The sequence below is a fragment of the Pseudomonas sp. ZS1P83 genome (assembly GCF_054897825.1).
Genome location: NZ_CM142706.1, coordinates 1,162,722 through 1,181,603 on the forward strand (window position 1 = coordinate 1,162,722; position 18,882 = coordinate 1,181,603).

Consider the following 18,882-nt stretch of genomic DNA (forward strand, 5'->3'; position numbering starts at 1 on the left):
TGGATCCACCTGACACGCCACAGTTCCAAATTCCCCAGACTCGAGGATTCTGAAATGTCCACAATGATACGCCCGGCCCTGAGCCTGCTCGTCCTGATGACCCTGATCACCGGCGTCGCTTACCCCTTGGTGGTCACCGGTGTCGCCCAGGTCGCATTCCCCGATCAAGCCAACGGCAGCCTGGTCCACGACGCCGATGGCAAGGTCCGTGGCTCGTCGCTGATTGCGCAGGATTTCGTCGGTGACGCCTGGTTCCATCCACGGCCATCAGCCGGTGCATTTGCCACCGTGTCGAGCAGTGCCAGTAACCTCTCGCCGAGCAACCCGGCCTTGGCCACTCGGGTGATCGACGATGCCAATAAACTTCAGGTGCCGGGCCAGGGTCCGGTGCCATTGGCCATGTTGACAACCTCTGGCAGCGGTCTCGATCCACACTTGCCACCGGCAGCAATTGCCTATCAACTGGCGCGTGTTTCGGCCGCGCGCAATCTGCCGGTGGCGACCCTTCAGCAACTGCTGGACGCGCATATCGAGCAACCGCTCGTTGGCCCGCCAGTGGTCAATGTGCTGGCGCTGAACCTGGCGCTGGAAAACCTATAGCAGATGATCGTTCCCACGCTCCGCGTGGGAATGCATCAATGGACGCTCTGCGTCCGCTTCTGGATGGGACGCGGAGCGTCCCGGGCTGCATTCCCACGCAGAGCGTGGGAACGATCAATCTGAATTAAGAGAACTTCAAGCATGAGTGACTCCGGCCGCGCCGACGCGTTGTTAGCAGACCTGCCCCGGGATGGCCGTGGCCGGCTCAAGGTTTTTCTCGGCGCCGCACCCGGTGTCGGCAAAACCTACGCCATGCTGCAAGCGGCCCACACTCAACTGCGCCAGGGTGTGAAAGTCATTGCCGGCGTGGTCGAAACCCATGGTCGCGCCGAAACCGAAGCGCTGCTCGGCGGCTTGCCGCAGCAGCCGTTGGTGCGCTCGGAATACCGTGGCGTGATGCTCGAAGAAATGGACCTCGACGGCTTGCTCGCGGCCAAACCGAAACTGGTGCTGGTGGACGAACTGGCCCACAGCAATGCGCCCGGCAGTCGCCACACCAAACGCTGGCAAGACATTCAGGAACTGCTCGCTGCAGGCATTGATGTGTTCACCACGGTCAACGTCCAGCACCTGGAAAGTCTTAACGACAAAGTACGTGGCATCACCGGCGTGCAGGTCCGCGAAACCCTGCCGGACTGGGTGCTGCAAGAGGCCTACGAACTGCTGCTGATCGACCTGCCGCCGCGCGAGCTGCTCGAGCGTCTGCGCGATGGCAAGGTCTACGTGCCGGAGCAGGCGAGGGCGGCCATTGATGCTTTCTTCACCCAGACCAACCTCACGGCCCTGCGTGAACTGGCGATGCAAACCGCCGCCGCTCAAGTCGATGATGATTTGGCCCAGGGCTATCGTCAGCTCGGCCAAGCGGCGCCGGCGGTACGCGGTCGCCTGTTGGTGGGTGTCGATGGCGATGCTCAGGCCGAGCGCCTGGTGCGTCACGCCAGTCGCGTCGCCCAGCGTCGGCATTTGCCGTGGAGCCTGGTGCATGTGGACAACGGCAGCGTGCGTGACGAGCAGTCGCGCCTGCGTCTGCAAGGTGCCCAGCAATTGGCCGAACGCCTCGGTGGCGAAGTGGTGTTGTTGCGCGCCGGAGAGGTGGCGAAAACCTTGATCCAGCACGCCGCCGAACGTCGCGCCAGCCTGGTGTTGGTCGGTCAGTCCCGGCAGCGGTTGCGTCGGCGGTTGTTCGGCGGCGGCCTGGCGTCACGTTTGCTGCGCGATGCGCGCGGGCTGGAAATCAACGTCCTCGACAGCGACCACGAACAGCATCAGCCGCGTCAGCGTTCGGCGCAGACGCTGATGTGGTTCGACTACGCGCTGGCGCTGGTGGCGACGGTGCTCGCCAGTGCCTTGGCCTGGGCGGTGGCGAGTGTCTTGCCGCTGCCCAATATCTCGCTGGTGTTTCTCGCCGCGGTGTTGCTGGTGGCGGTGCGCAGCAGCCTCGGCCCGGCGCTGGCCTGTGCGGCGTTGTCGTTTCTGACCTACGACTTTTTGTTCATTCCGCCGACTTTCTCTTTCAGCATCCAGCGCGAAGAAGACGTGCTGACCTTGCTGTTCTTCCTGCTGATGGCGGCGCTCACCGGTAACCTCGCGGCCCGACAGCGGCGGCAGTTACAAGCCCTGCGCGACACTCAGGAAGAGACCACCGAACTGCTCGACCTGTCACGCAAACTCACTGCCGCCACCGACCGCCAGGCGGTGGTCAGCGCAGCGGCCCAGCACCTCAACGGCTGGAGTGATCTGCAACTGTGCCTGCTCAATCAAGACGGGCAGGGCGGCTGGAAAGTCGAAACCGGTGGCCCGTTGGAGTTTTCCGAAGCCGAGCGCGCTGCCGCTGATTGGGCCTGGAAACACGATCAACCGGCCGGCGCGGGCACCGGCACGCTGCCACTCGGACGCTGGTGGTGGTGGCCGTTGTCGGTGGAAGACGGGCCGCTGGCATTGCTCGGTGTGTGTGCCAAAGAGGGCCAGACCTTGAGCGGGCAGCGTCGCCGTTTGTTGACCGCGTTGAGCCAACCGCTGGCCCAGGCGCTGGCGCGTGCGCAATTGGCCGAGGACCTGGAAGCCGCTCGGCTGCACGGCGAAACCGAGCAACTGCGCAGTGCCTTGCTGGCCTCGGTGTCCCACGATTTGCGCACGCCGCTGACCTCCATGCGCGGTAGCATCGACAGCCTGTTGGCCCTCGGTGAAGCGATCCCGCTGGAGGACCGCCGCGAACTGCTCGAAGGCACTCGCGATGAAGCCGAACGCCTCGATCGCTACATCCAAAACCTGTTGGACATGACCCGGCTCGGGCACGGCGCCCTGAAGCTCGCGCGGGACTGGGTGTCGCCGGCCGACATCGTCGGCAGTTCACTCAATCGTCTGCGCGCAGTGCTGGCGCCGTTGCAGGTGGCCACCGAAGTGCCGCCGGAGTTGCCGCTGCTTTACGTCCACGCCGCGCTGATCGAACAGGCGCTGGTCAACGTGCTGGAAAACGCCGCGCGGTTTTCACCGTCTCACGGCCGCCTGCAATTGCGCGCCGGAGCCGATGACAGCGAGCTGTTTTTTTCAGTGAGCGATGAAGGGCCGGGGATTCCGCAGGAAGAACGGGCGAAGATTTTCGACATGTTCTACACCGCCGCGCGCGGTGATCGAGGCGGGCAGGGCACTGGGCTGGGGCTGGCGATCTGTCAGGGCATGGTCGGTGCCCATGGCGGGCGGATCAGCGTCGCCGATGGCATCGACGGGCGAGGCACCTGCATCACTTTGCACCTGCCGTTGCAGGCTCAGCCGGCCTTTGAAAATTAAGAGCCGAAAGTGAAGCCTGATCACGTTTGCGCTACTCTCTTGCCACTTTTTTGTGTTGATGTGAATTCATGAGCCAGACCGCGACCATTTTGGTCATCGACGACGAACCGCAGATCCGCAAATTCCTGCGCATCAGCCTCGCCTCCCAAGGCTACAAAGTGCTCGAAGCCGGTACCGGAACCGAAGGCCTGGCCCAGGCTGCGCTGAATAAACCGGACCTGCTGGTGCTTGACCTCGGTTTGCCGGACATGGACGGCCAGCACGTGCTGCGCGAGTTTCGCGAGTGGTCTAAGGTGCCAGTGCTGGTGCTCTCCGTGCGTGCCAGTGAAGGTCAGAAAGTTGAAGCCCTCGATGGCGGCGCCAACGACTACGTGACCAAACCGTTTGGTATTCAGGAGTTTCTGGCCCGGGTTCGTGCGTTATTGCGTCAGGCGCCGGCGGGAGAAGCTCAAACGGCGGCGCTGACGTTCGGCCCGTTGACCGTCGATCTGGCTTATCGCCGGGTACTGCTCGATGGCACCGAGGTCGCGCTGACCCGCAAGGAATACGCGGTGCTGGCGCAACTGGCGCGGCATCCGGGGCGGGTCATCACCCAGCAGCAACTGCTCAAGGACATTTGGGGGCCGACCCATACCGAGGACACTCACTATTTGCGGATTGTGGTCGGGCACTTGCGTCAGAAACTGGCAGACGACCCGACGCAGCCGCGGTTCATCGCCACCGAGGCGGGGGTCGGGTATCGGTTGCTGGATGCCTGATCGTTCCCACGCTCTGCGTGGTAACGCATCCCGTGACGCTCCGCGTCACAGCGGACGCGGAGCGTCCGAGGCGGCATTCCCACGCAGAGCGTGGGAACGATCGTCAGATCTCAGGAATCGCGCTCATTCTCATACCGATCCATCGTATCCCGCGCAATCTCCCGCCCCAGCGCGATCAGTTCCGGCGCTTTATAGAACTCGAAAAACCGGCACACTCGTTTGGGCACGTTGATCAAAATATCCGGCGGATAACCGGCGATCTTGTACTGCGCCAATGAGGTTTGCATCACCTCGAAACTCTGGTTAATCAGGTCCAGCAATGAGGCCGGGCCGACGTTGTCGATGATGAACGAACCTGTGGCGGACTTTGGGGCGCCGGCGCGTTCAGGGGCGGCTGCCGGTTGCTGGGCTTCGGGTGCGGCGGATTCGATCCACGGGTTGATCTCGGCGGCTTCTGCCATCAACGCTTCCTTTTCCAGCAGCAGCAATTGTTCCGCCTGTTTGCGGCGAAATGGCAATTTCGACCCCAGCGAGTTGATCAGGCTGTCGAAACGGCTCTTGAACGCCGCCGGGCGCTGAATCACCGGCAGTTGATAGTGGCGCTGGTTGGTGGAGTTGAGGTTGACCGCGATGATCAGGTCGCAATGACTCGACACCACCGGCACGATCGGTAAAGGGTTGAGGATGCCGCCGTCCACCAGCATGCGATTGCCCTGCATCACCGGGGTGAACAGGCTGGGTATCGCCGCCGAGGCGCGCATGGCCTGGTGCAGACAGCCTTCCTGGAACCAGATTTCCTGCTGGTTGGTCAGGTCGGTTGCCACCGCCGTGTAAGGGATGCGCAGGTCTTCGATATTGATCTCGCCGACGATCTTGCGAATCTGCCCGAAAACCTTCTCCCCGCGAATCGCGCCCAAGCGAAAACTGACGTCCACCAGACGCAAGACGTCGAGGTAGTCCAGGCTTTCGATCCAGTCGCGATATTCGTCGAGTTTGCCGGCGGCATAGATCCCCCCGACCACCGCGCCCATGGAGCAACCGGCGATGCAGGCGATGTCGTAGCCACGCCGCTCGATCTCTTCAATGACACCGATATGGGCATAGCCCCGGGCCCCACCTGAGCCCAGCACCAGTGCGACACGCTTTTTCATGAATCGCCCTCGTCTGACAAGGTTCAACAATGCACCCATCGAGGGGCGCGCTTCAATCGCTAAGGTCGTTTCGTGAGGCGAGTGCGTCGTTTTTTCGACACTCCATGGCGGCAGATGGGTATTCTCGCGAGCGCTGAAGTTTCCGCGGTGGGACCAAGGCACTTTTCACGCGCCAGACCGTCTTAACTGCACGACTGTTGATCTATTTTTGAGGTGTGAGTAATGAAAGCCTGGATCTGTTTGCCATTGATTGCCCTGGCACTCGCCGGTTGCGCCGGCAAAACCGCTTATCGTGACAGCTGCGCCAACGGGATCGATGCCGCGTGGCATGAGCTGGACCTGGCCAAGGCTGAAGGTTTCGCCGGGAATGTCAGTTACTCCAAGGCGCTGTCGCTGTTGACCGGCGCCAAGACCCAGCAGCAATTCGAAGCGTTCGAAGGCTGCGCCAAGAAGGCCGAGAAGGCGCGATTCTATATTCGTGAGTCGCGCGCTGGCCGTTGAGGCATGATGTAGGCATTAAGGGCAATTCGATTCAGGGAGCAAGTGATGTCTGCCTTGGTTGATCGGTTGGTGGCTCGCGTCCTGGGCCTGGAAGTTCGATTGCTAGCCTGTCAGGCACGCTTGAGTGCCCGCACCGACCCTGAAGCGCTGCACGATCTGCGCACCACGGTTCGCCGTTTGCGCAGTTTGTTGCGGCCATTGTGCGGCTTGCCCGGGGTCGAACAGCTGGAAGCGGCGGCGTCCCGGGTCGGCGACCTGACCACGCCTTTGCGTGATCGCGAAGTGCTGGCGGCGTACTTGCTCCAATATGATCAACCCCAGGCTGCCCATCGGCGCATGGCGCAAATGGCTGAGGCTTATCCGGCGGTGGCGGCGAGTCCGGAAGTGGCGCAGTTGCTGATGATCCTCGACGCCTTCCCGCGTTTTTTGCGGGCCTCCCACCGTCAGGGCTTACTCAAGGGCTTGCGCCAGCGCATCGAAAAACGCCTGGCCAAACAATGGAAAAAACTCGATAAGGCCCTGCACGACCCTGCCCATGATCGTCATCGTTTGCGCTTGCTGATCAAACGTGTGCGCTATGGGATCGAAGCCTATCCCGAGCTTGATCGATTGCCGAAACCGGCGCTGCCCGGACTCAAATCGGCCCAGGGTGCCTTGGGCGATTGGCACGATTGCTGGCAATGGCTGGCCCGGTCCGAACAGGAAGCCGATCTGCAGCCTTGTGTGGCCGTCTGGAAAACCACCATGGCCAAGGCCGAAAGCCGCGCCGACCGCGTCCTCGACAAACTCAGTGCCGCCTGTTTCAAATCCTGAAACCACCACATATCCCTGTGGGAGCGAGCTTGCTCCGGGCGGCGATCCGACGATGAGGTCGTAACATTCAACTTATATGTTGGCTGTTCTACCTATATCGCGAGCAAGCTCGCTCCCACAGTGATCACTGTTGTATTTGGATTCGATGTCCGGCATGCGGCCTATCTGTCCGCCTCTTTGGCCGGAATAAGCGCTGTGCCATCCTCGCGGGCTGGTTAAGATCCCTTCATCCTTTTCCCGCACCGAGGTTTCTATGCGCTTTTCCGATCTGCTCGACGCTGTTCGCAGCCAGCCGCTGGAGCTTTCTATTCCGGCCGAATGGGCTCAGGGGCGTGCCAGTTTCGGTGGCCTGGTGGCCGCTTTGCAATACGAAGCCATGCGCGCAAAAGTACCGGCGGATCGTCCGGTGCGCTCGCTGGCGATCACCTTTGTCGGCCCTGTCGAGCCTGATGTGCCGGTCAGCTTTGAAGTCGATGTGCTGCGCGAAGGCAAAGCGGTCAGCCAAGTGCTGGGCAGGGCGATGCAGAAGGGCCAGGTAGTGACGTTGATCCAGGGCAGCTTCGGCGCCTCGCGAGCGTCGGAAGTGGCGGTGAACGCCGAGCCGGCACCCGAGATGAAGCATTGGGACGACTGCCAGGAATTGCCTTACATCAAAGGCGTGACCCCGGAATTCATGCGGCATCTGGCGATGCGCTGGAGCGTCGGCGGTCTGCCGTTCACTGGCAACACATCCCGCGAGATGGGCGGCTGGGTGCGTTTGCGCGGGGACGTGAAGGAAGAGGCGGTCAGCGAGTCGCATATCCTGGCGTTGGTCGACGCCTGGCCACCGGCGCTGTTACCGCACCTGAAGAAACCGGCGATGGGCAGTACGCTGACCTGGACCATCGAATTCGTTCAGCCATTGCTTGAACTGAGCACGCTGGACTGGTGCAAATACCTCGTCGACATCGAGCATGCCGCTGACGGCTACGGTCATGCGGCCGCGAAGCTGTGGAGCGCGGACGGTCAGTTGATTGCCATGAGCCGGCAGACGGTGACGGTTTTCGCCTGATCAGTGACGACGGTGGCGCTCACGCTGACCGTGGCGTTGCAGGCCGAGCGCTGCGAGCAGGCCGATCACACCAATCGCGACATTGGCGAAGCTCAGGCTGAATACCCCCGAGACAATCAGCAGAAACGCCACGATGAACAGCGGCACGGCAATCAGGTGCAGCACCCGATTGGTCGGGTGCTGATGATTGTTCGGGGACGTTCGCCATTGCCAGGCGGGAAGGTTGGGGTGACGTTTGCCCATGATGATAATCCTCGATCCATGTTGAACACATGATTGAAGAATAGGCTTGGCACTTACGGGCGGCGAATCAAGGTTGGCTATCGAAGTGATAGGTGTCATGGTCAAATTTGATGTTGACCGGTCTGACGCCATCGCGGGCAAGCCTCGCTCCTACAGAATTGAGTCGTGGCGATAATTTGTGATCGACATCAATCCTGTAGGAGCGAGGCTTGCCCGCGAAGGGGCCGTCAAAGTTTGAGCTGCCCGATAGCTTTGCTCAATTCCCCGGCCAACGCCGCCAATTCATGACTGGTGGTCGCCGAATTCACAGTCTGCTGCACAGTGGTCTCGGTCACATCCCGAATGCTCACGACCGACCGATTCATCTCCTCCGCCACGTGGCTCTGCTGCTCGGCTGCCACGGCGATCTGCGTATTGCTTTCACGCATCTGCGCCACTGCGCTGGTGATTTCCGCCAACGCTGCGCCGGCTTCCTGAGCCTGCTGCACGCAATCGTCGGCCTTGAACGAGCTTTCCTGCATGAAGTCCACTGCGTCCCGAGTCCCGGCTTGCAACGCCGAAACCATGATCGTAATTTCGTCAGTGGACGTCTGGACACGCTTGGCCAAGTTGCGCACTTCATCAGCGACAACCGCAAAGCCGCGACCCATTTCACCGGCACGGGCCGCTTCGATGGCCGCATTCAGGGCCAGCAGATTGGTCTGCTCGGCAATGCTGTGAATCACACTGACCACGCTGTTGATCTTCTGACTGTCCTCGGCCAGACGCTGAATCATCTCGGCAGTCTGCTGCACCCCGCTGGACAACCCGGCAATCGACTTCTGCACCCGACTCACCACTTGCTGCCCGCTGCCGGCCAGGGTGTCGGCGGTTTGCGAGAGGTCGCGAGTGGCGCCGGCGTGCTGGGCAATGTGATAGACCGTGGCGGTCATTTCGTTGATCGCCGTGGCGGCCTGATCGGTTTCGCTTTGCTGGCCGAGCATGCCGTGACGCACCTCATTCATGCTCGACGCCAGCCGCGCCGCGCCGACATCCAGTTGCCGGGCGGTGCTGGCAACGGTGTTGACCACCCGCTGGTAACCGGCCTGCATGGCGTTGAAAGCATTGGCCATTTGCCCGACTTCGTCAGTGCAGGCCAACGGCACACGGGCCGACAGGTCACCGGTTTTCTCGACGTGAAGCATGACGTCCTTCAGCGTATTGAGCTGGCTGAGCAGGAAGCGGATCAACAACTGCGAAGCGCCGAGCATCGCCAGCATCAGGATCGCTACCGCCACTGCATAGTTGGGAAAACGCTCGCCAAATACCTGGATCAGGCTCGGACCATGGGCAATCACCGCGACCTGATTGCCATCCGTGCGCGTGAACACGTCGGCGCCCATCAACGGGTTGTCGCCGAACAACGGCATGGCATTGATCCCGACCCAGCCGTTGGTATCGGCCAGTTCCAGTACCGGCTGCCCGTTCAGCAACGGTGCCTGCCCGCGACTGTAAGTCAGCACGTAATCGGCTTTGGGTAGCGGTTGCCCGGCGGGCCAGGCGCTGAGCAGTCGCGCCTGGGCTTGTGCCGATGCCTGGGAGGCATGGCTGCGGGCCTGCTGTTCGAGTTGCACGGCATAGATCACCAGCAACAGGGTCGTGACGAAGGCGACGGCGTTGACCGCCCAGAATTTGTATTTCAATGAGATATTGCTAAGCCAGGCACCCATGGAGGTCTTCTCTGATAGCGGAAACAGTTTCGGCAAGGTGCCAGTATTTTGCCGCTACTCATTACGTCGGACGTTGATGTGTGTCAACAATCCGGGCCTTGCTCGCGCACAGGAATTGCGGGGCGTAATGCGCTATCCTTCGCGGCTTCAAAATTCCCTCGCTACAGGATTCCGCCCCATGAAAGCCGCACTCGTCGAACTCATCAGCAAAATAAGCTCAGGGTGCATGAGCGCTGACGAAATCCTGAAAACCGCTGACGAAGCGGCCCAGGCCTACGCCGATCCCGAGGCTTTTCTGACGGCCAAACCAGATATCAACTACGACGACACGTTCCCGATTCCACTGGGTGAGTGGGTGGTCGTGGGCAGCCTGCCGGAAACCGTGCTGTTTCAGGCTGACACCTACATGGACCTGTTCGCCCAGATCGTCGCCTCGTTCGGGCCTGGCGTTGATTTCAACATCAAACCCAAGCAACTGGCCAAGACCGAAGCCCTGACCGCGCTCAATCGCATTCAGGTACAGATGAGCAGCATGAACAAGGAAAACGGCGGCTACGTGCTGATGAACTTCAGTCAGTTGCTCGACGACCAACTGCAAGTGGTGCTGGTCTACGGCAACGACGTGCCGCGCGTGCTCGAGTTGTGCGCCAAAGTCGGCATCACTGCCGCACCTTCCCTGGAAGCCCTGAAAGTGGCGATCCACGTCTGAAGCCTACAAGGCGCTAATAAAACGGAACCCTCGCAATGGCCGGCTATCCTAAGAGTGCATACCACTCTTTGGGAGCGTCACCATGGGTTCCACGTTCAACGGTCTGATTGGCCTGATTATTCTTGCCCTGGACATCTGGGCAATCATCAACGTGCTGAAAAGTGGCGCCACTACCGGGATGAAAATCGTCTGGGTGCTGTTGATCCTGCTGCTGCCGGTCCTTGGCCTGATCATCTGGGCCATCGCCGGGCCGCGGGGTAACGTACGGATCTGATTGCATTCCCGAAAACGACACCGAACCTGTGGGAGCTGGCTTGCCTGCGATTCAGGTGCCACGGTCTGTCAGGCATACCGCGGCGATCCCATCGCAGGCAAGCCAGCTCCCACAGGGGATTGTGTCGAGGCGTCAAGCGAGGTTCCACCTGTCATGTTCTGCGACGTAGAATGCGCGCCTTGCCACCGCATTCACCGGAGCACTTCCCATGAGCAACTCACCGACCAGCGAATACCTGGAAACCCTCTATGAAGGCTACGGCCAGCGTTTTCGCATGGATAAACTGCTGCACGAAGTGCGCACCGAACACCAACACCTGGTGATTTTCGAAAACTCGCGCATGGGTCGGGTGATGGCGCTGGACGGCGTGATCCAGACCACCGAAGCCGATGAATTCATCTACCACGAGATGCTCACCCACGTGCCGATCCTGGCGCACGGCACCGCCAAGCGCGTGCTGATCATCGGTGGCGGCGACGGCGGCATGCTGCGTGAAGTGTCTAAGCACCGCAGCATCGAGCACATCACCATGGTCGAGATCGATGGCACTGTGGTCGACATGTGCAAGGAATACCTGCCGAACCACTCCAAGGGTGCGTTCAATGATCCACGACTGAACCTGGTGATCGACGACGGCATGCGTTTTGTCGCCACCACCACCGAAAAATTCGACGTGATCATTTCCGATTCCACCGACCCGATTGGCCCGGGTGAAGTGCTGTTCTCGGAAAACTTCTACCAGGCTTGCCGTCGCTGCCTGAACGAAGGCGGCATCCTGGTGACCCAGAACGGCACGCCGTTCATGCAAATCGAAGAAGTCAAAACTACCGCGGGGCGCTTGCGCAGTCTGTTCCCGGACTGGCATTTCTATCAGGCGGCCGTGCCGACCTACATCGGCGGCGCCATGACTTTCGCCTGGGGCGCGACCACTACCGCCTATCGCAAGTTGTCCCGCGAAACCCTGCAGCAGCGCTTCGCCGGCAGCGGCATCATCACCCGCTACTACAACCCGGAAATCCACATCGGCGCTTTCGCCTTGCCGCAATATGTCCTGCAAGCGGTGAACAAGCCAAGTAACGACTAAAACTACACATAACCCCTACAGGTTTCTGTGTTTTTTCATGCTTGCGCGCGGTAATCGATTTGAACGATCAGTCAGGGCAAAAGTCCAGATAGATGTAAGCCCATTTGCGGGTTTGATCGAGGAGGCACTGATGCAAAAGTGGAAAATCACTTTCGTGGATGATCACGGCGAAACAGTCGACGAAGTCTTTGAGTGCGACGAGTGCCCGGACAACGAGCAAGCCGCCAAGCTCATCAAGGCCCGGCTCCTTCCTGTCGCCGCCGAACTGGATCTGAATGATCTGGAAGGGCGAACCGCTGACGCGAGCGTCAAAAATCTTAAAACTCAGAACAGCATACAAATCCTCGGCATTACTCCCGTCTGATACCTCTCCCTTCACATTCACAACCAGGCCTTGGCAGCGGCTCTATCTTGGGGCTACTCTGCAAGCGAGATCAGCGAACGGATCGCTAAGGTCTGGTCTTGTCAGCTACATGCTTGCTTCCCACCGGCAATGTTGTTGCCGCATCGCTCGCCCCATTCGGTTGCGAGTGCCGGGAATACGGAAAGTCTATCCATCAGTCTGAGGGGGACGTTTCATGAGCACAGCCTATCAAGAAGACATCAGCAGCAGCGTGTTGCGCCGCATGAAAGAAGGCGGTTTCGACTTTTCACGATTCCATCCCATCGAGTTCTACGCCATTTTCCCGGACGAGGAGCGGGCGCGCAGGGCGGCAGGGCATTACTGTGGTGAATCCTTGAATGCACAAATCAGCGTGCGCGACGACGGCGCGTGGTACCTGGAACTGAGCAAAGTGATGTACGCCACCTATGACGGCATCGGCGACTTTGAGCAGGATTTCGAGGCGGTGGTCGAGCCATTGGGCGGCATCATCGAAGGATGGGGCGTCAAGCAGGAGGTACGAGGGCTACTCGCATAACCTTATGAACAGTAACAACACTCAGCAACGGCTGACCTCAGGGTTGGCCGTTTTCGTTTTCGCGGGATAGAAAACGCCCCCGGCAAAACCCTGAAACAAGAATCCGGCGCAAAAAAAACCGCCTGAGCAGGCGGCTAAAGGGAAGTTCGTCAAGATTTCCAGCGAATGCGCGGATTATCCGCATCGACTCCCGAGCAGTGAAATCAACGCTGACTATGCTGGTGATAGGCGACAACATTGCTTCGCAATGAAGCGGGGGTGATCAGGTGGGGGCATTTACCGCACAGGATTGGTGCGGTGCGTGCAGTGCAATTATCCAACTGATTGATATCAAAGCGTTTATGCCGATGGCACGGGCTTTGCGAAGCCCAAATGTCCGGGTGACAAGGAGTACGGCATGATCCGCACCTATTTTGATGAGATGTACGATGCCGGCGGCCAGGTCCGCCCGCATTATCGGGAGTTTGCCCGTTGGCTGGCCGAAACGCCTGACGAGCTTTTGGCACAACGGCGACGCGAGGCCGATCTGTTATTTCATCGCGCCGGGATTACGTTCACGCTCTATGGTGATGAGCAAGGAACAGAGCGCCTGATTCCCTTCGACACCATCCCCCGCAGCATCCCCGCCAGTGAATGGCGAGTCGTCGAGCGCGGCTGCATTCAGCGGGTCAAGGCGTTGAACATGTTCCTCGCCGACCTTTATCACGAGCAACGCATCATCAAGGCCGGCATCATCCCGGCCGAGCAAGTGCTGGCCAACGAGCAATACCAGTTGGCGATGCAAGGGCTAGATCTGCACCGGGATATCTATTCCCACATTTCAGGCGTCGATCTGGTGCGCGATGGCGACGGCACGTACTACGTGCTCGAAGACAATCTTCGTACACCGAGCGGTGTCAGCTACATGCTCGAAGACCGCAAGATGATGATGCGGTTGTTCCCCGAGTTGTTCGCGGCGCAACGCATTGCCCCCATCGACCATTATCCGAACCTGTTGCTCGACACCCTGAAAAGCGCCAGTCCGATCGATAACCCGAGCGTGGTGGTGCTGACGCCGGGTCGTTTCAACAGCGCGTTTTTCGAGCATGCATTCCTGGCGCGGGAAATGGGCGTTGAGCTGGTGGAAGGCGCGGACCTGTTCGTGCGAGACGACAAGGTCTTCATGCGCACCACAGACGGGCCGAAAGCCGTCGACGTGATCTACCGTCGCCTCGACGATGCGTTCCTCGATCCGCTGGCGTTCAACCCGGACTCGATGCTCGGCGTTCCAGGGCTGCTGTCGTCGTACCGCTCCGGCAACGTCGTGCTGGCGAATGCTATCGGTACCGGGGTCGCGGATGACAAGTCGGTGTATCCATTCGTCACGGACATGATCCGTTTCTACCTGGATGAAGAGCCGATTCTGAAGAACGTACCGACGTGGCAGTGTCGTAATCCCTCCGAACTTTCCCACGTACTGGCCAATCTTCCGGATTTGGTGGTCAAGGAAACCCAGGGTTCAGGCGGTTACGGCATGTTGGTGGGGCCGGCGGCGACGGCGGCGGAAATCGAGTCTTTCCGCGCGCGGATCAAAGCCAAGCCCCATGCGTACATCGCGCAACCGACGTTGTCGCTGTCGACCTGTCCGACCTTTGTCGAAAACGGCATCGCTCCACGCCACATCGACCTGCGTCCGTTTGTATTGTCTGGCCGCGAAACCCGGGTTGTACCCGGCGGTTTGACCCGTGTTGCCCTGCGCGAAGGCTCTCTGGTGGTGAATTCATCCCAGGGTGGCGGAACCAAGGACACCTGGGTGGTCGAGGATTGAAGGAAGCCTGCCATGTTAAGTAGAACTGCCTCGGATTTGTATTGGATGTCGCGTTATCTGGAGCGGGCGGAAAACCTCGCACGGATGCTCGACATCAGTTATTCGCTGTCGCTGATGCCGCAGGATGGCCGAGGTGATGGCCTGCATGAACTTGCCATGCCATTGCTGATTACCGGCACCCTGGACGATTACCTGGAGCGCCACGGCGAATTGCACGCCGAACGGCTGCTGCATTTCTTCGCCCTGGACGCGGCCAACCCGGCGAGTATCTACAGCTGCCTCGGCGCCGCGCGGGCCAGTGCCCATGCGGTACGTGGGCGAATCACCGCCGACATGTGGGAAAACATCAATGCCACCTGGCTGGAAATTCGTGGGATAGCCGATCAAGGCTTGAGTCGCTACGGGATGAGCCGTTTCTGCGAGTGGATCAAGGAACGTTCCCACCTGTTTCGCGGAGCGTCCTACGGCACCATCATGCGTAACGACGCGTTCCGTTTCATTCGCCTGGGGACGTTTATCGAAAGGGCTGACAACACGTTGCGCCTGCTGGATGCCCGCTACGAAATGGCCGGCGATCAGGCCGAAGCGGTCAGCGATGGCACGGCGCACGCTTACTACCAGTGGAGTGCTTTGCTAAGGGCGTTGTCCTCTTTTGAGGCCTACACCGAAATCTACCGCGACGCCCCCGGCGCCCGGCATGTGGCAGAACTGCTGCTGTTGCGGGCCGATGTCCCGCGTTCCCTGCGCGCCTGCACCGAAGAAATTGACCAGATCCTCGCCCAACTGCCGGGGGCCAACGGTCGTCCTGCGCAGCGCCTGGCCGCGGAAATCGACGCACGCCTGCGCTACACCGGCATCACCGAAATTCTCGACGAAGGCCTCCACGCCTGGCTGACCGAGTTCATCCCGCTGGTGCGCCAGTTGGGTAACGCCATACACAGTTCCTACCTGGAGGCTGCATGAGACTTTCCATTAGCCACGAGACCACCTATCACTACGAAGATCAGGTGCGGGCGAGCATCCAGTACCTGCGACTGACACCCCACGACAGCGAGCGCCAGCACGTGCTCAGCTGGCAGCTCGACTTGCCGCGCCCGGTGCGCGCGCAACTCGATCCGTTCGGCAACATCCTGCACGTGCTGACCATGGACGAGCCCCACGAGGCGATCATCATCGGCGCGCGTGGGCAGGTGGACATCGACGAATTGCGTGAGGCGGAGCATGAAAGCCAGTCGGCGCTGCCGTTCCTGCGTTTCACGCGCTTGACCGAAGCCGATGAAGCCCTGCGTACGTTCGCCGAGAAAGAATGCAAGCAACGCCGGGATCGCACGGCGCTGATCGACTTGATGCAAGGCTTGAACCAACACATGACCTACACGCCGGGCTCCACCGAAGTGGACACCAGCGCTGCTCAGGCTTTCGCCGGGCGTTCGGGCGTCTGCCAGGACCACACCCATGCGTTTCTCGCTTGTGCTCGCAGCCTGGGCATTCCTTCACGTTATGTGTCGGGCTATTTGTACAGCGAGAACAGCGAACACCTGGCCAGTCACGCCTGGGCGGAAGCCTGGCTCGATGACGCCTGGTACAGCTTCGACGTGACCAATGAATTGGCGCGGCCTGAGCGTCATCTGAAACTGGCGGTGGGTCTGGATTACCTGGATGCCTGCCCGGTGCGAGGCATGCGGCGGGGCGGAGGTTGCGAGCAGATGCATGCGAAAGTGTTTGTGTCGCCAACGCCGATGCCTGTTATCTCAGTCCAACAACAGTAATCGCGATTCACTGCGGCGGGGCGACTTCCAGGGTGAGGGGCTGACCTGTGGCGAGGGGATAAATCCCCTCGCCACAGGACCGTGTTATTTGGCTGAACTCTGTTTGCGCCCAGCCATATGCTTCAAATACCCCACCAACATTTCCAGATCCCCGTCCGGCAACACCGTCGCCGAGAACCCGGGCATCTTCGCCTGCGGCCACTGACGCAAACTCTGCGGATCGCGAATGTAGCGCTTAAGAAAATCCGCACCGAAATACTCGGTCGGGTTAAACGGAATATTCAGATCCGGCCCAAACTGCGCATCCCCGGCACCATTCAATCGATGACACGCCAGGCAGTTCTTCTGAAACAGCGCAAATCCCTTATTCACCGGATCCTCAGCCTTCAACGCCGGATCGGGCAGCAGGGCAGGAAAGCGCTCGGCCACCGGTGCCATGCGCTTGATGCTCGCCACTTGAAATGGCCATTGCTCGGGACTGATGTCGCCCGCCTGCGGATCGGTCCAGACCAGATAGAACGGTCCGGCGCCGGGCTTGCCCTCCGACAGCGCTGGCCACGGCTTGGTGGACTCTTCAATTGCCAACCATGCGCGCGCACCTTGGGTATTGAGCAACGGCGCAGCCGACAGTTCTGCGGCAAAACCATCCAGGGCAACAGCCTGTAAATGATCTTCTGGCTTGATGCCGGTCAACAACGCAGCCACCGGAACAGCGCGATAGCGCATGTCCCGTTTGTAAGACACGTCGTTACTGATCGTGATGGTCTGAACCTGAGGATGCTTGAGCAACTCCTCGGTTTGCCAGGTGCGACTGCTCGCGCCCAGCTCAAGGTTCAGCTGTGCGGCAGACAGAGGCGTGCTGAGCAGCAAGGCCCCGAACAGAATGAGCGTTTTCAAGTGATCGCCGTCCATGTCGTGGGAGTGCCGCAAAGGTTGGCACACCCACGCTGGCCCGGGTAGCGAGCCAGTCACATTTTTATTAGGGCGATATAAAATCTGTAGCTAAGTCAGCCGATCACCTTGGTCAGGTTCGGCAAAATCAACAACAGCGTGGTGGCGAATAGAATGAGCCCGGCTTGACGTACTTTCGATTGTTTGAACATGGCTTGACCGCCTTTATTGTTATTTCCCGATGCCTGCCTACATTTCTCCATGACGGCAGAGCGTTGCACTTCCTGTTTGACGAGCGCCTCGGCAAAACCCGACGACAACTTCGTACAAGTTCACCTTAGAGCCCGCGTCACGCTTGGTTTAGATCCATTTCGTATGAACTTAATATAAATTGCTTTTAAAAAGGCATGAGGCCTATTGCCAGCTTCTTCGGCGCCCGTTTGCTAGACAGCTTGGTGTCCGGAATCGGTTAAAGCGGTGGTTGACTACCGTCCGTCTGAGCGTGTCCGTCAACGTCAGTGAGCGCTGCGGTCATTGAATCCATGGGCGCTCGGCCTAAGGTGGGAACTCTGTATTTACTCCCCGCCCAGGTTCGAGGACGTCATGACCCAAGCATTGATTTTCGACGCGTTACGCACGCCCCGCGGCAAAGGCAAGGCCAATGGCGCCTTGCACAGCGTCAAACCGGTGAACCTGGTAGCCGGGCTGCTAAAGGCGCTGCAACAGCGCACTTCCCTCGACACCCGTCAGGTTGACGATGTGGTGCTTGGCTGCGTGACGCCCATCGGCGACCAAGGCTCAGACATTTCCAAAACCGCGACCCAAGTGGCCGATTGGGACGTCAGCGTGTCGGGTCTACAGATCAATCGCTTCTGCGCATCGGGGCTGGAGGCGGTGAACCTCGGCGCGATGAAAGTGCGTTCCGGCTTCGAAGACCTGGTGGTGGTCGGCGGCGTCGAGTCCATGTCCCGCGTGCCGATGGGTAGCGATGGCGGTGCTTGGGCACATGACCCGCAAACCAATCTTCACAGCCATTTCGTCCCTCAGGGCGTGAGCGCCGACCTGATCGCGACGCTGGAGGGCTTCAGCCGTGAGGACGTCGATGCCTATGCGCTGCACTCCCAAAAAAAGGCTGCGCGGGCGCGGGCCGACGGTTCGTTCAACAAGTCGCTGGTGCCGGTGCAGGACCAGAACGGCATCATCCTGCTCGATCACGATGAATTCATCCGCGCCGAATCGACCCTGGAAGGCTTGGGCAAGCTCAAGCCGAGCTTCGAGATGATCGGGCAAATGGGCTTCGACGCCACCGCGATTCGGGTCTACAGCCATGTCGAGCGGATCAACCACGTGCACACCCCGGGCAATAGCTCCGGCATTGTCGATGGCGCGGCGCTGATGTTGATCGGTTCCGAGGCCAAGGGTCGGGCGTTGGGCTTACAGCCACGGGCGCGGATCGTTGCCACCGCAGTCACCAGTACCGATCCGACCATCATGCTCACCGGCCCCGCACCGGCTACCCGCAAGGCATTGGCCAAGGCCGGGTTGCGGGTCGAAGACATCGACCTGTTCGAGGTCAACGAAGCCTTCGCCTCGGTGGTGCTGAAATTCATCAAGGACATGGCGATCGACCCGGACAAGGTCAACGTCAACGGCGGCTCCATCGCCATGGGCCACCCACTGGGTGCCACCGGCTGCGCGATCCTCGGCACGTTGCTCGATGAACTGGAAACCCGGCGTCTGCGCTATGGCCTCGCGACGTTGTGTGTCGGCGGCGGCATGGGCATTGCCACCATCATCGAACGCCTCTGAGCCCTG

Annotated in this window: 18 protein-coding genes and 1 pseudogene; 15 read left to right on the plus strand and 4 right to left on the minus strand. The window is 60.2% G+C overall.

From position 1 onward, the window contains the following. Positions 1-54 precede the first annotated feature (54 nt). The 3 genes from kdpC (at position 55) to ACYZT0_RS05615 (ending at position 4,145) form a co-directional block, all read left to right on the plus strand. A complete protein-coding gene (gene kdpC / locus ACYZT0_RS05605) occupies positions 55-600 on the plus strand; it encodes a potassium-transporting ATPase subunit KdpC (protein WP_462044975.1) in 546 nt (181 codons plus the stop codon). A 141-nt stretch (positions 601-741) separates the two neighbouring features. Further along, positions 742-3,387, plus strand: a complete 2,646-nt coding sequence (locus ACYZT0_RS05610; RefSeq protein WP_462044976.1) for a DUF4118 domain-containing protein — start codon at positions 742-744, stop codon at positions 3,385-3,387. Positions 3,388-3,455: 68 nt separating this feature from the next. Next, the gene (locus ACYZT0_RS05615; RefSeq protein ID WP_462044977.1) at positions 3,456-4,145 is read left to right on the plus strand and encodes a response regulator; all 690 of its coding nucleotides are present in this window, start codon (positions 3,456-3,458) and stop codon (positions 4,143-4,145) included. A gap of 110 nt (positions 4,146-4,255) precedes the next feature. Here the strand turns inward: ACYZT0_RS05615 and ACYZT0_RS05620 are convergent, their stop codons facing one another. After that, the gene (locus ACYZT0_RS05620; protein WP_462044978.1) at positions 4,256-5,296 is read right to left on the minus strand and encodes a patatin-like phospholipase family protein; all 1,041 of its coding nucleotides are present in this window, start codon (positions 5,294-5,296) and stop codon (positions 4,256-4,258) included. 222 nt (positions 5,297-5,518) lie between these two features. Between ACYZT0_RS05620 and ACYZT0_RS05625 the strand changes: the two genes are divergently transcribed. The 3 genes from ACYZT0_RS05625 (at position 5,519) to ACYZT0_RS05635 (ending at position 7,661) form a co-directional block, all read left to right on the plus strand. Further along, positions 5,519-5,797 carry a hypothetical protein gene (locus tag ACYZT0_RS05625; RefSeq protein ID WP_462044979.1) on the plus strand — a complete coding sequence of 93 codons (279 nt, stop codon included), beginning with the start codon at positions 5,519-5,521 and terminating at the stop codon, positions 5,795-5,797. Between the two features lie 45 nt (positions 5,798-5,842). After that, a complete protein-coding gene (locus ACYZT0_RS05630; protein WP_462044980.1) occupies positions 5,843-6,610 on the plus strand; it encodes a CHAD domain-containing protein in 768 nt (255 codons plus the stop codon). Positions 6,611-6,863: 253 nt separating this feature from the next. Next, complete coding sequence (locus ACYZT0_RS05635) at positions 6,864-7,661, plus strand: acyl-CoA thioesterase (protein WP_462044981.1); 798 nt, start codon at positions 6,864-6,866, stop codon at positions 7,659-7,661. A 27-nt stretch (positions 7,662-7,688) separates the two neighbouring features. On the opposite strand, the pseudogene ACYZT0_RS05640 reads toward ACYZT0_RS05635, so the two are convergent. After that, a pseudogene (locus ACYZT0_RS05640) lies at positions 7,689-7,904 on the minus strand (DUF962 domain-containing protein); the annotation flags it as partial. Between the two features lie 227 nt (positions 7,905-8,131). Next, a complete protein-coding gene (locus ACYZT0_RS05645) occupies positions 8,132-9,613 on the minus strand; it encodes a methyl-accepting chemotaxis protein (RefSeq protein ID WP_462044982.1) in 1,482 nt (493 codons plus the stop codon). 178 nt (positions 9,614-9,791) lie between these two features. On the opposite strand from ACYZT0_RS05645, the gene ACYZT0_RS05650 reads away from it, so the two are divergent. From ACYZT0_RS05650 to ACYZT0_RS05685, 8 genes are all read left to right on the plus strand, one after another. Further along, positions 9,792-10,322, plus strand: coding sequence for a hypothetical protein (locus ACYZT0_RS05650; protein ID WP_462044983.1), 531 nt, complete (start codon positions 9,792-9,794; stop codon positions 10,320-10,322). 82 nt (positions 10,323-10,404) lie between these two features. After that, positions 10,405-10,596 (plus strand): PLDc N-terminal domain-containing protein, encoded by a 192-nt coding sequence (locus ACYZT0_RS05655; RefSeq protein ID WP_262169451.1) that lies wholly within the window; start codon positions 10,405-10,407, stop codon positions 10,594-10,596. Positions 10,597-10,804: 208 nt separating this feature from the next. After that, positions 10,805-11,680: a polyamine aminopropyltransferase gene (gene speE / locus ACYZT0_RS05660; RefSeq protein WP_462044984.1), complete on the plus strand. Its 876-nt coding sequence runs from the start codon at positions 10,805-10,807 to the stop codon at positions 11,678-11,680. 130 nt (positions 11,681-11,810) lie between these two features. After that, positions 11,811-12,044 carry a hypothetical protein gene (locus ACYZT0_RS05665; protein WP_461973342.1) on the plus strand — a complete coding sequence of 78 codons (234 nt, stop codon included), beginning with the start codon at positions 11,811-11,813 and terminating at the stop codon, positions 12,042-12,044. A gap of 214 nt (positions 12,045-12,258) precedes the next feature. After that, positions 12,259-12,600, plus strand: a complete 342-nt coding sequence (locus ACYZT0_RS05670) for a ribonuclease E inhibitor RraB (RefSeq protein ID WP_059404670.1) — start codon at positions 12,259-12,261, stop codon at positions 12,598-12,600. Between the two features lie 397 nt (positions 12,601-12,997). Then, positions 12,998-14,407, plus strand: coding sequence for a circularly permuted type 2 ATP-grasp protein (locus tag ACYZT0_RS05675; protein ID WP_462044985.1), 1,410 nt, complete (start codon positions 12,998-13,000; stop codon positions 14,405-14,407). A 12-nt stretch (positions 14,408-14,419) separates the two neighbouring features. Beyond that, positions 14,420-15,370 carry an alpha-E domain-containing protein gene (locus ACYZT0_RS05680; RefSeq protein ID WP_111450675.1) on the plus strand — a complete coding sequence of 317 codons (951 nt, stop codon included), beginning with the start codon at positions 14,420-14,422 and terminating at the stop codon, positions 15,368-15,370. Then, complete coding sequence (locus ACYZT0_RS05685; RefSeq protein WP_462044987.1) at positions 15,367-16,176, plus strand: transglutaminase family protein; 810 nt, start codon at positions 15,367-15,369, stop codon at positions 16,174-16,176. The genes ACYZT0_RS05680 and ACYZT0_RS05685 overlap by 4 nt, the downstream gene beginning before the upstream one ends. Before the next feature lie 84 nt (positions 16,177-16,260). Here the strand turns inward: ACYZT0_RS05685 and ACYZT0_RS05690 are convergent, their stop codons facing one another. Further along, entirely contained in the window at positions 16,261-17,088 is an 828-nt protein-coding gene (locus tag ACYZT0_RS05690) for a c-type cytochrome (protein WP_462046505.1), read from the minus strand. A gap of 582 nt (positions 17,089-17,670) precedes the next feature. On the opposite strand from ACYZT0_RS05690, the gene ACYZT0_RS05695 reads away from it, so the two are divergent. Next, entirely contained in the window at positions 17,671-18,876 is a 1,206-nt protein-coding gene (locus ACYZT0_RS05695) for an acetyl-CoA C-acetyltransferase (protein ID WP_462044988.1), read from the plus strand. Positions 18,877-18,882 lie beyond the last annotated feature (6 nt).

Excerpts from the sequence above, each read along its gene's own strand:
- kdpC (WP_462044975.1), top strand. The coding sequence starts at position 55 with ATGTCCACAATGATACGCCCGGCCCTGAGCCTGCTCGTCCTGATGACC.
- ACYZT0_RS05610 (WP_462044976.1), top strand. The coding sequence starts at position 742 with ATGAGTGACTCCGGCCGCGCCGACGCGTTGTTAGCAGACCTGCCCCGG.
- ACYZT0_RS05615 (WP_462044977.1), top strand. The coding sequence starts at position 3,456 with ATGAGCCAGACCGCGACCATTTTGGTCATCGACGACGAACCGCAGATC.
- ACYZT0_RS05620 (WP_462044978.1), bottom strand. The coding sequence starts at position 5,296 with ATGAAAAAGCGTGTCGCACTGGTGCTGGGCTCAGGTGGGGCCCGGGGC.
- ACYZT0_RS05625 (WP_462044979.1), top strand. The coding sequence starts at position 5,519 with ATGAAAGCCTGGATCTGTTTGCCATTGATTGCCCTGGCACTCGCCGGT.
- ACYZT0_RS05630 (WP_462044980.1), top strand. The coding sequence starts at position 5,843 with ATGTCTGCCTTGGTTGATCGGTTGGTGGCTCGCGTCCTGGGCCTGGAA.
- ACYZT0_RS05635 (WP_462044981.1), top strand. The coding sequence starts at position 6,864 with ATGCGCTTTTCCGATCTGCTCGACGCTGTTCGCAGCCAGCCGCTGGAG.
- ACYZT0_RS05645 (WP_462044982.1), bottom strand. The coding sequence starts at position 9,613 with ATGGGTGCCTGGCTTAGCAATATCTCATTGAAATACAAATTCTGGGCG.
- ACYZT0_RS05650 (WP_462044983.1), top strand. The coding sequence starts at position 9,792 with ATGAAAGCCGCACTCGTCGAACTCATCAGCAAAATAAGCTCAGGGTGC.
- ACYZT0_RS05655 (WP_262169451.1), top strand. The coding sequence starts at position 10,405 with ATGGGTTCCACGTTCAACGGTCTGATTGGCCTGATTATTCTTGCCCTG.
- speE (WP_462044984.1), top strand. The coding sequence starts at position 10,805 with ATGAGCAACTCACCGACCAGCGAATACCTGGAAACCCTCTATGAAGGC.
- ACYZT0_RS05665 (WP_461973342.1), top strand. The coding sequence starts at position 11,811 with ATGCAAAAGTGGAAAATCACTTTCGTGGATGATCACGGCGAAACAGTC.
- ACYZT0_RS05670 (WP_059404670.1), top strand. The coding sequence starts at position 12,259 with ATGAGCACAGCCTATCAAGAAGACATCAGCAGCAGCGTGTTGCGCCGC.
- ACYZT0_RS05675 (WP_462044985.1), top strand. The coding sequence starts at position 12,998 with ATGATCCGCACCTATTTTGATGAGATGTACGATGCCGGCGGCCAGGTC.
- ACYZT0_RS05680 (WP_111450675.1), top strand. The coding sequence starts at position 14,420 with ATGTTAAGTAGAACTGCCTCGGATTTGTATTGGATGTCGCGTTATCTG.
- ACYZT0_RS05685 (WP_462044987.1), top strand. The coding sequence starts at position 15,367 with ATGAGACTTTCCATTAGCCACGAGACCACCTATCACTACGAAGATCAG.
- ACYZT0_RS05690 (WP_462046505.1), bottom strand. The coding sequence starts at position 17,088 with ATGGACGGCGATCACTTGAAAACGCTCATTCTGTTCGGGGCCTTGCTG.
- ACYZT0_RS05695 (WP_462044988.1), top strand. The coding sequence starts at position 17,671 with ATGACCCAAGCATTGATTTTCGACGCGTTACGCACGCCCCGCGGCAAA.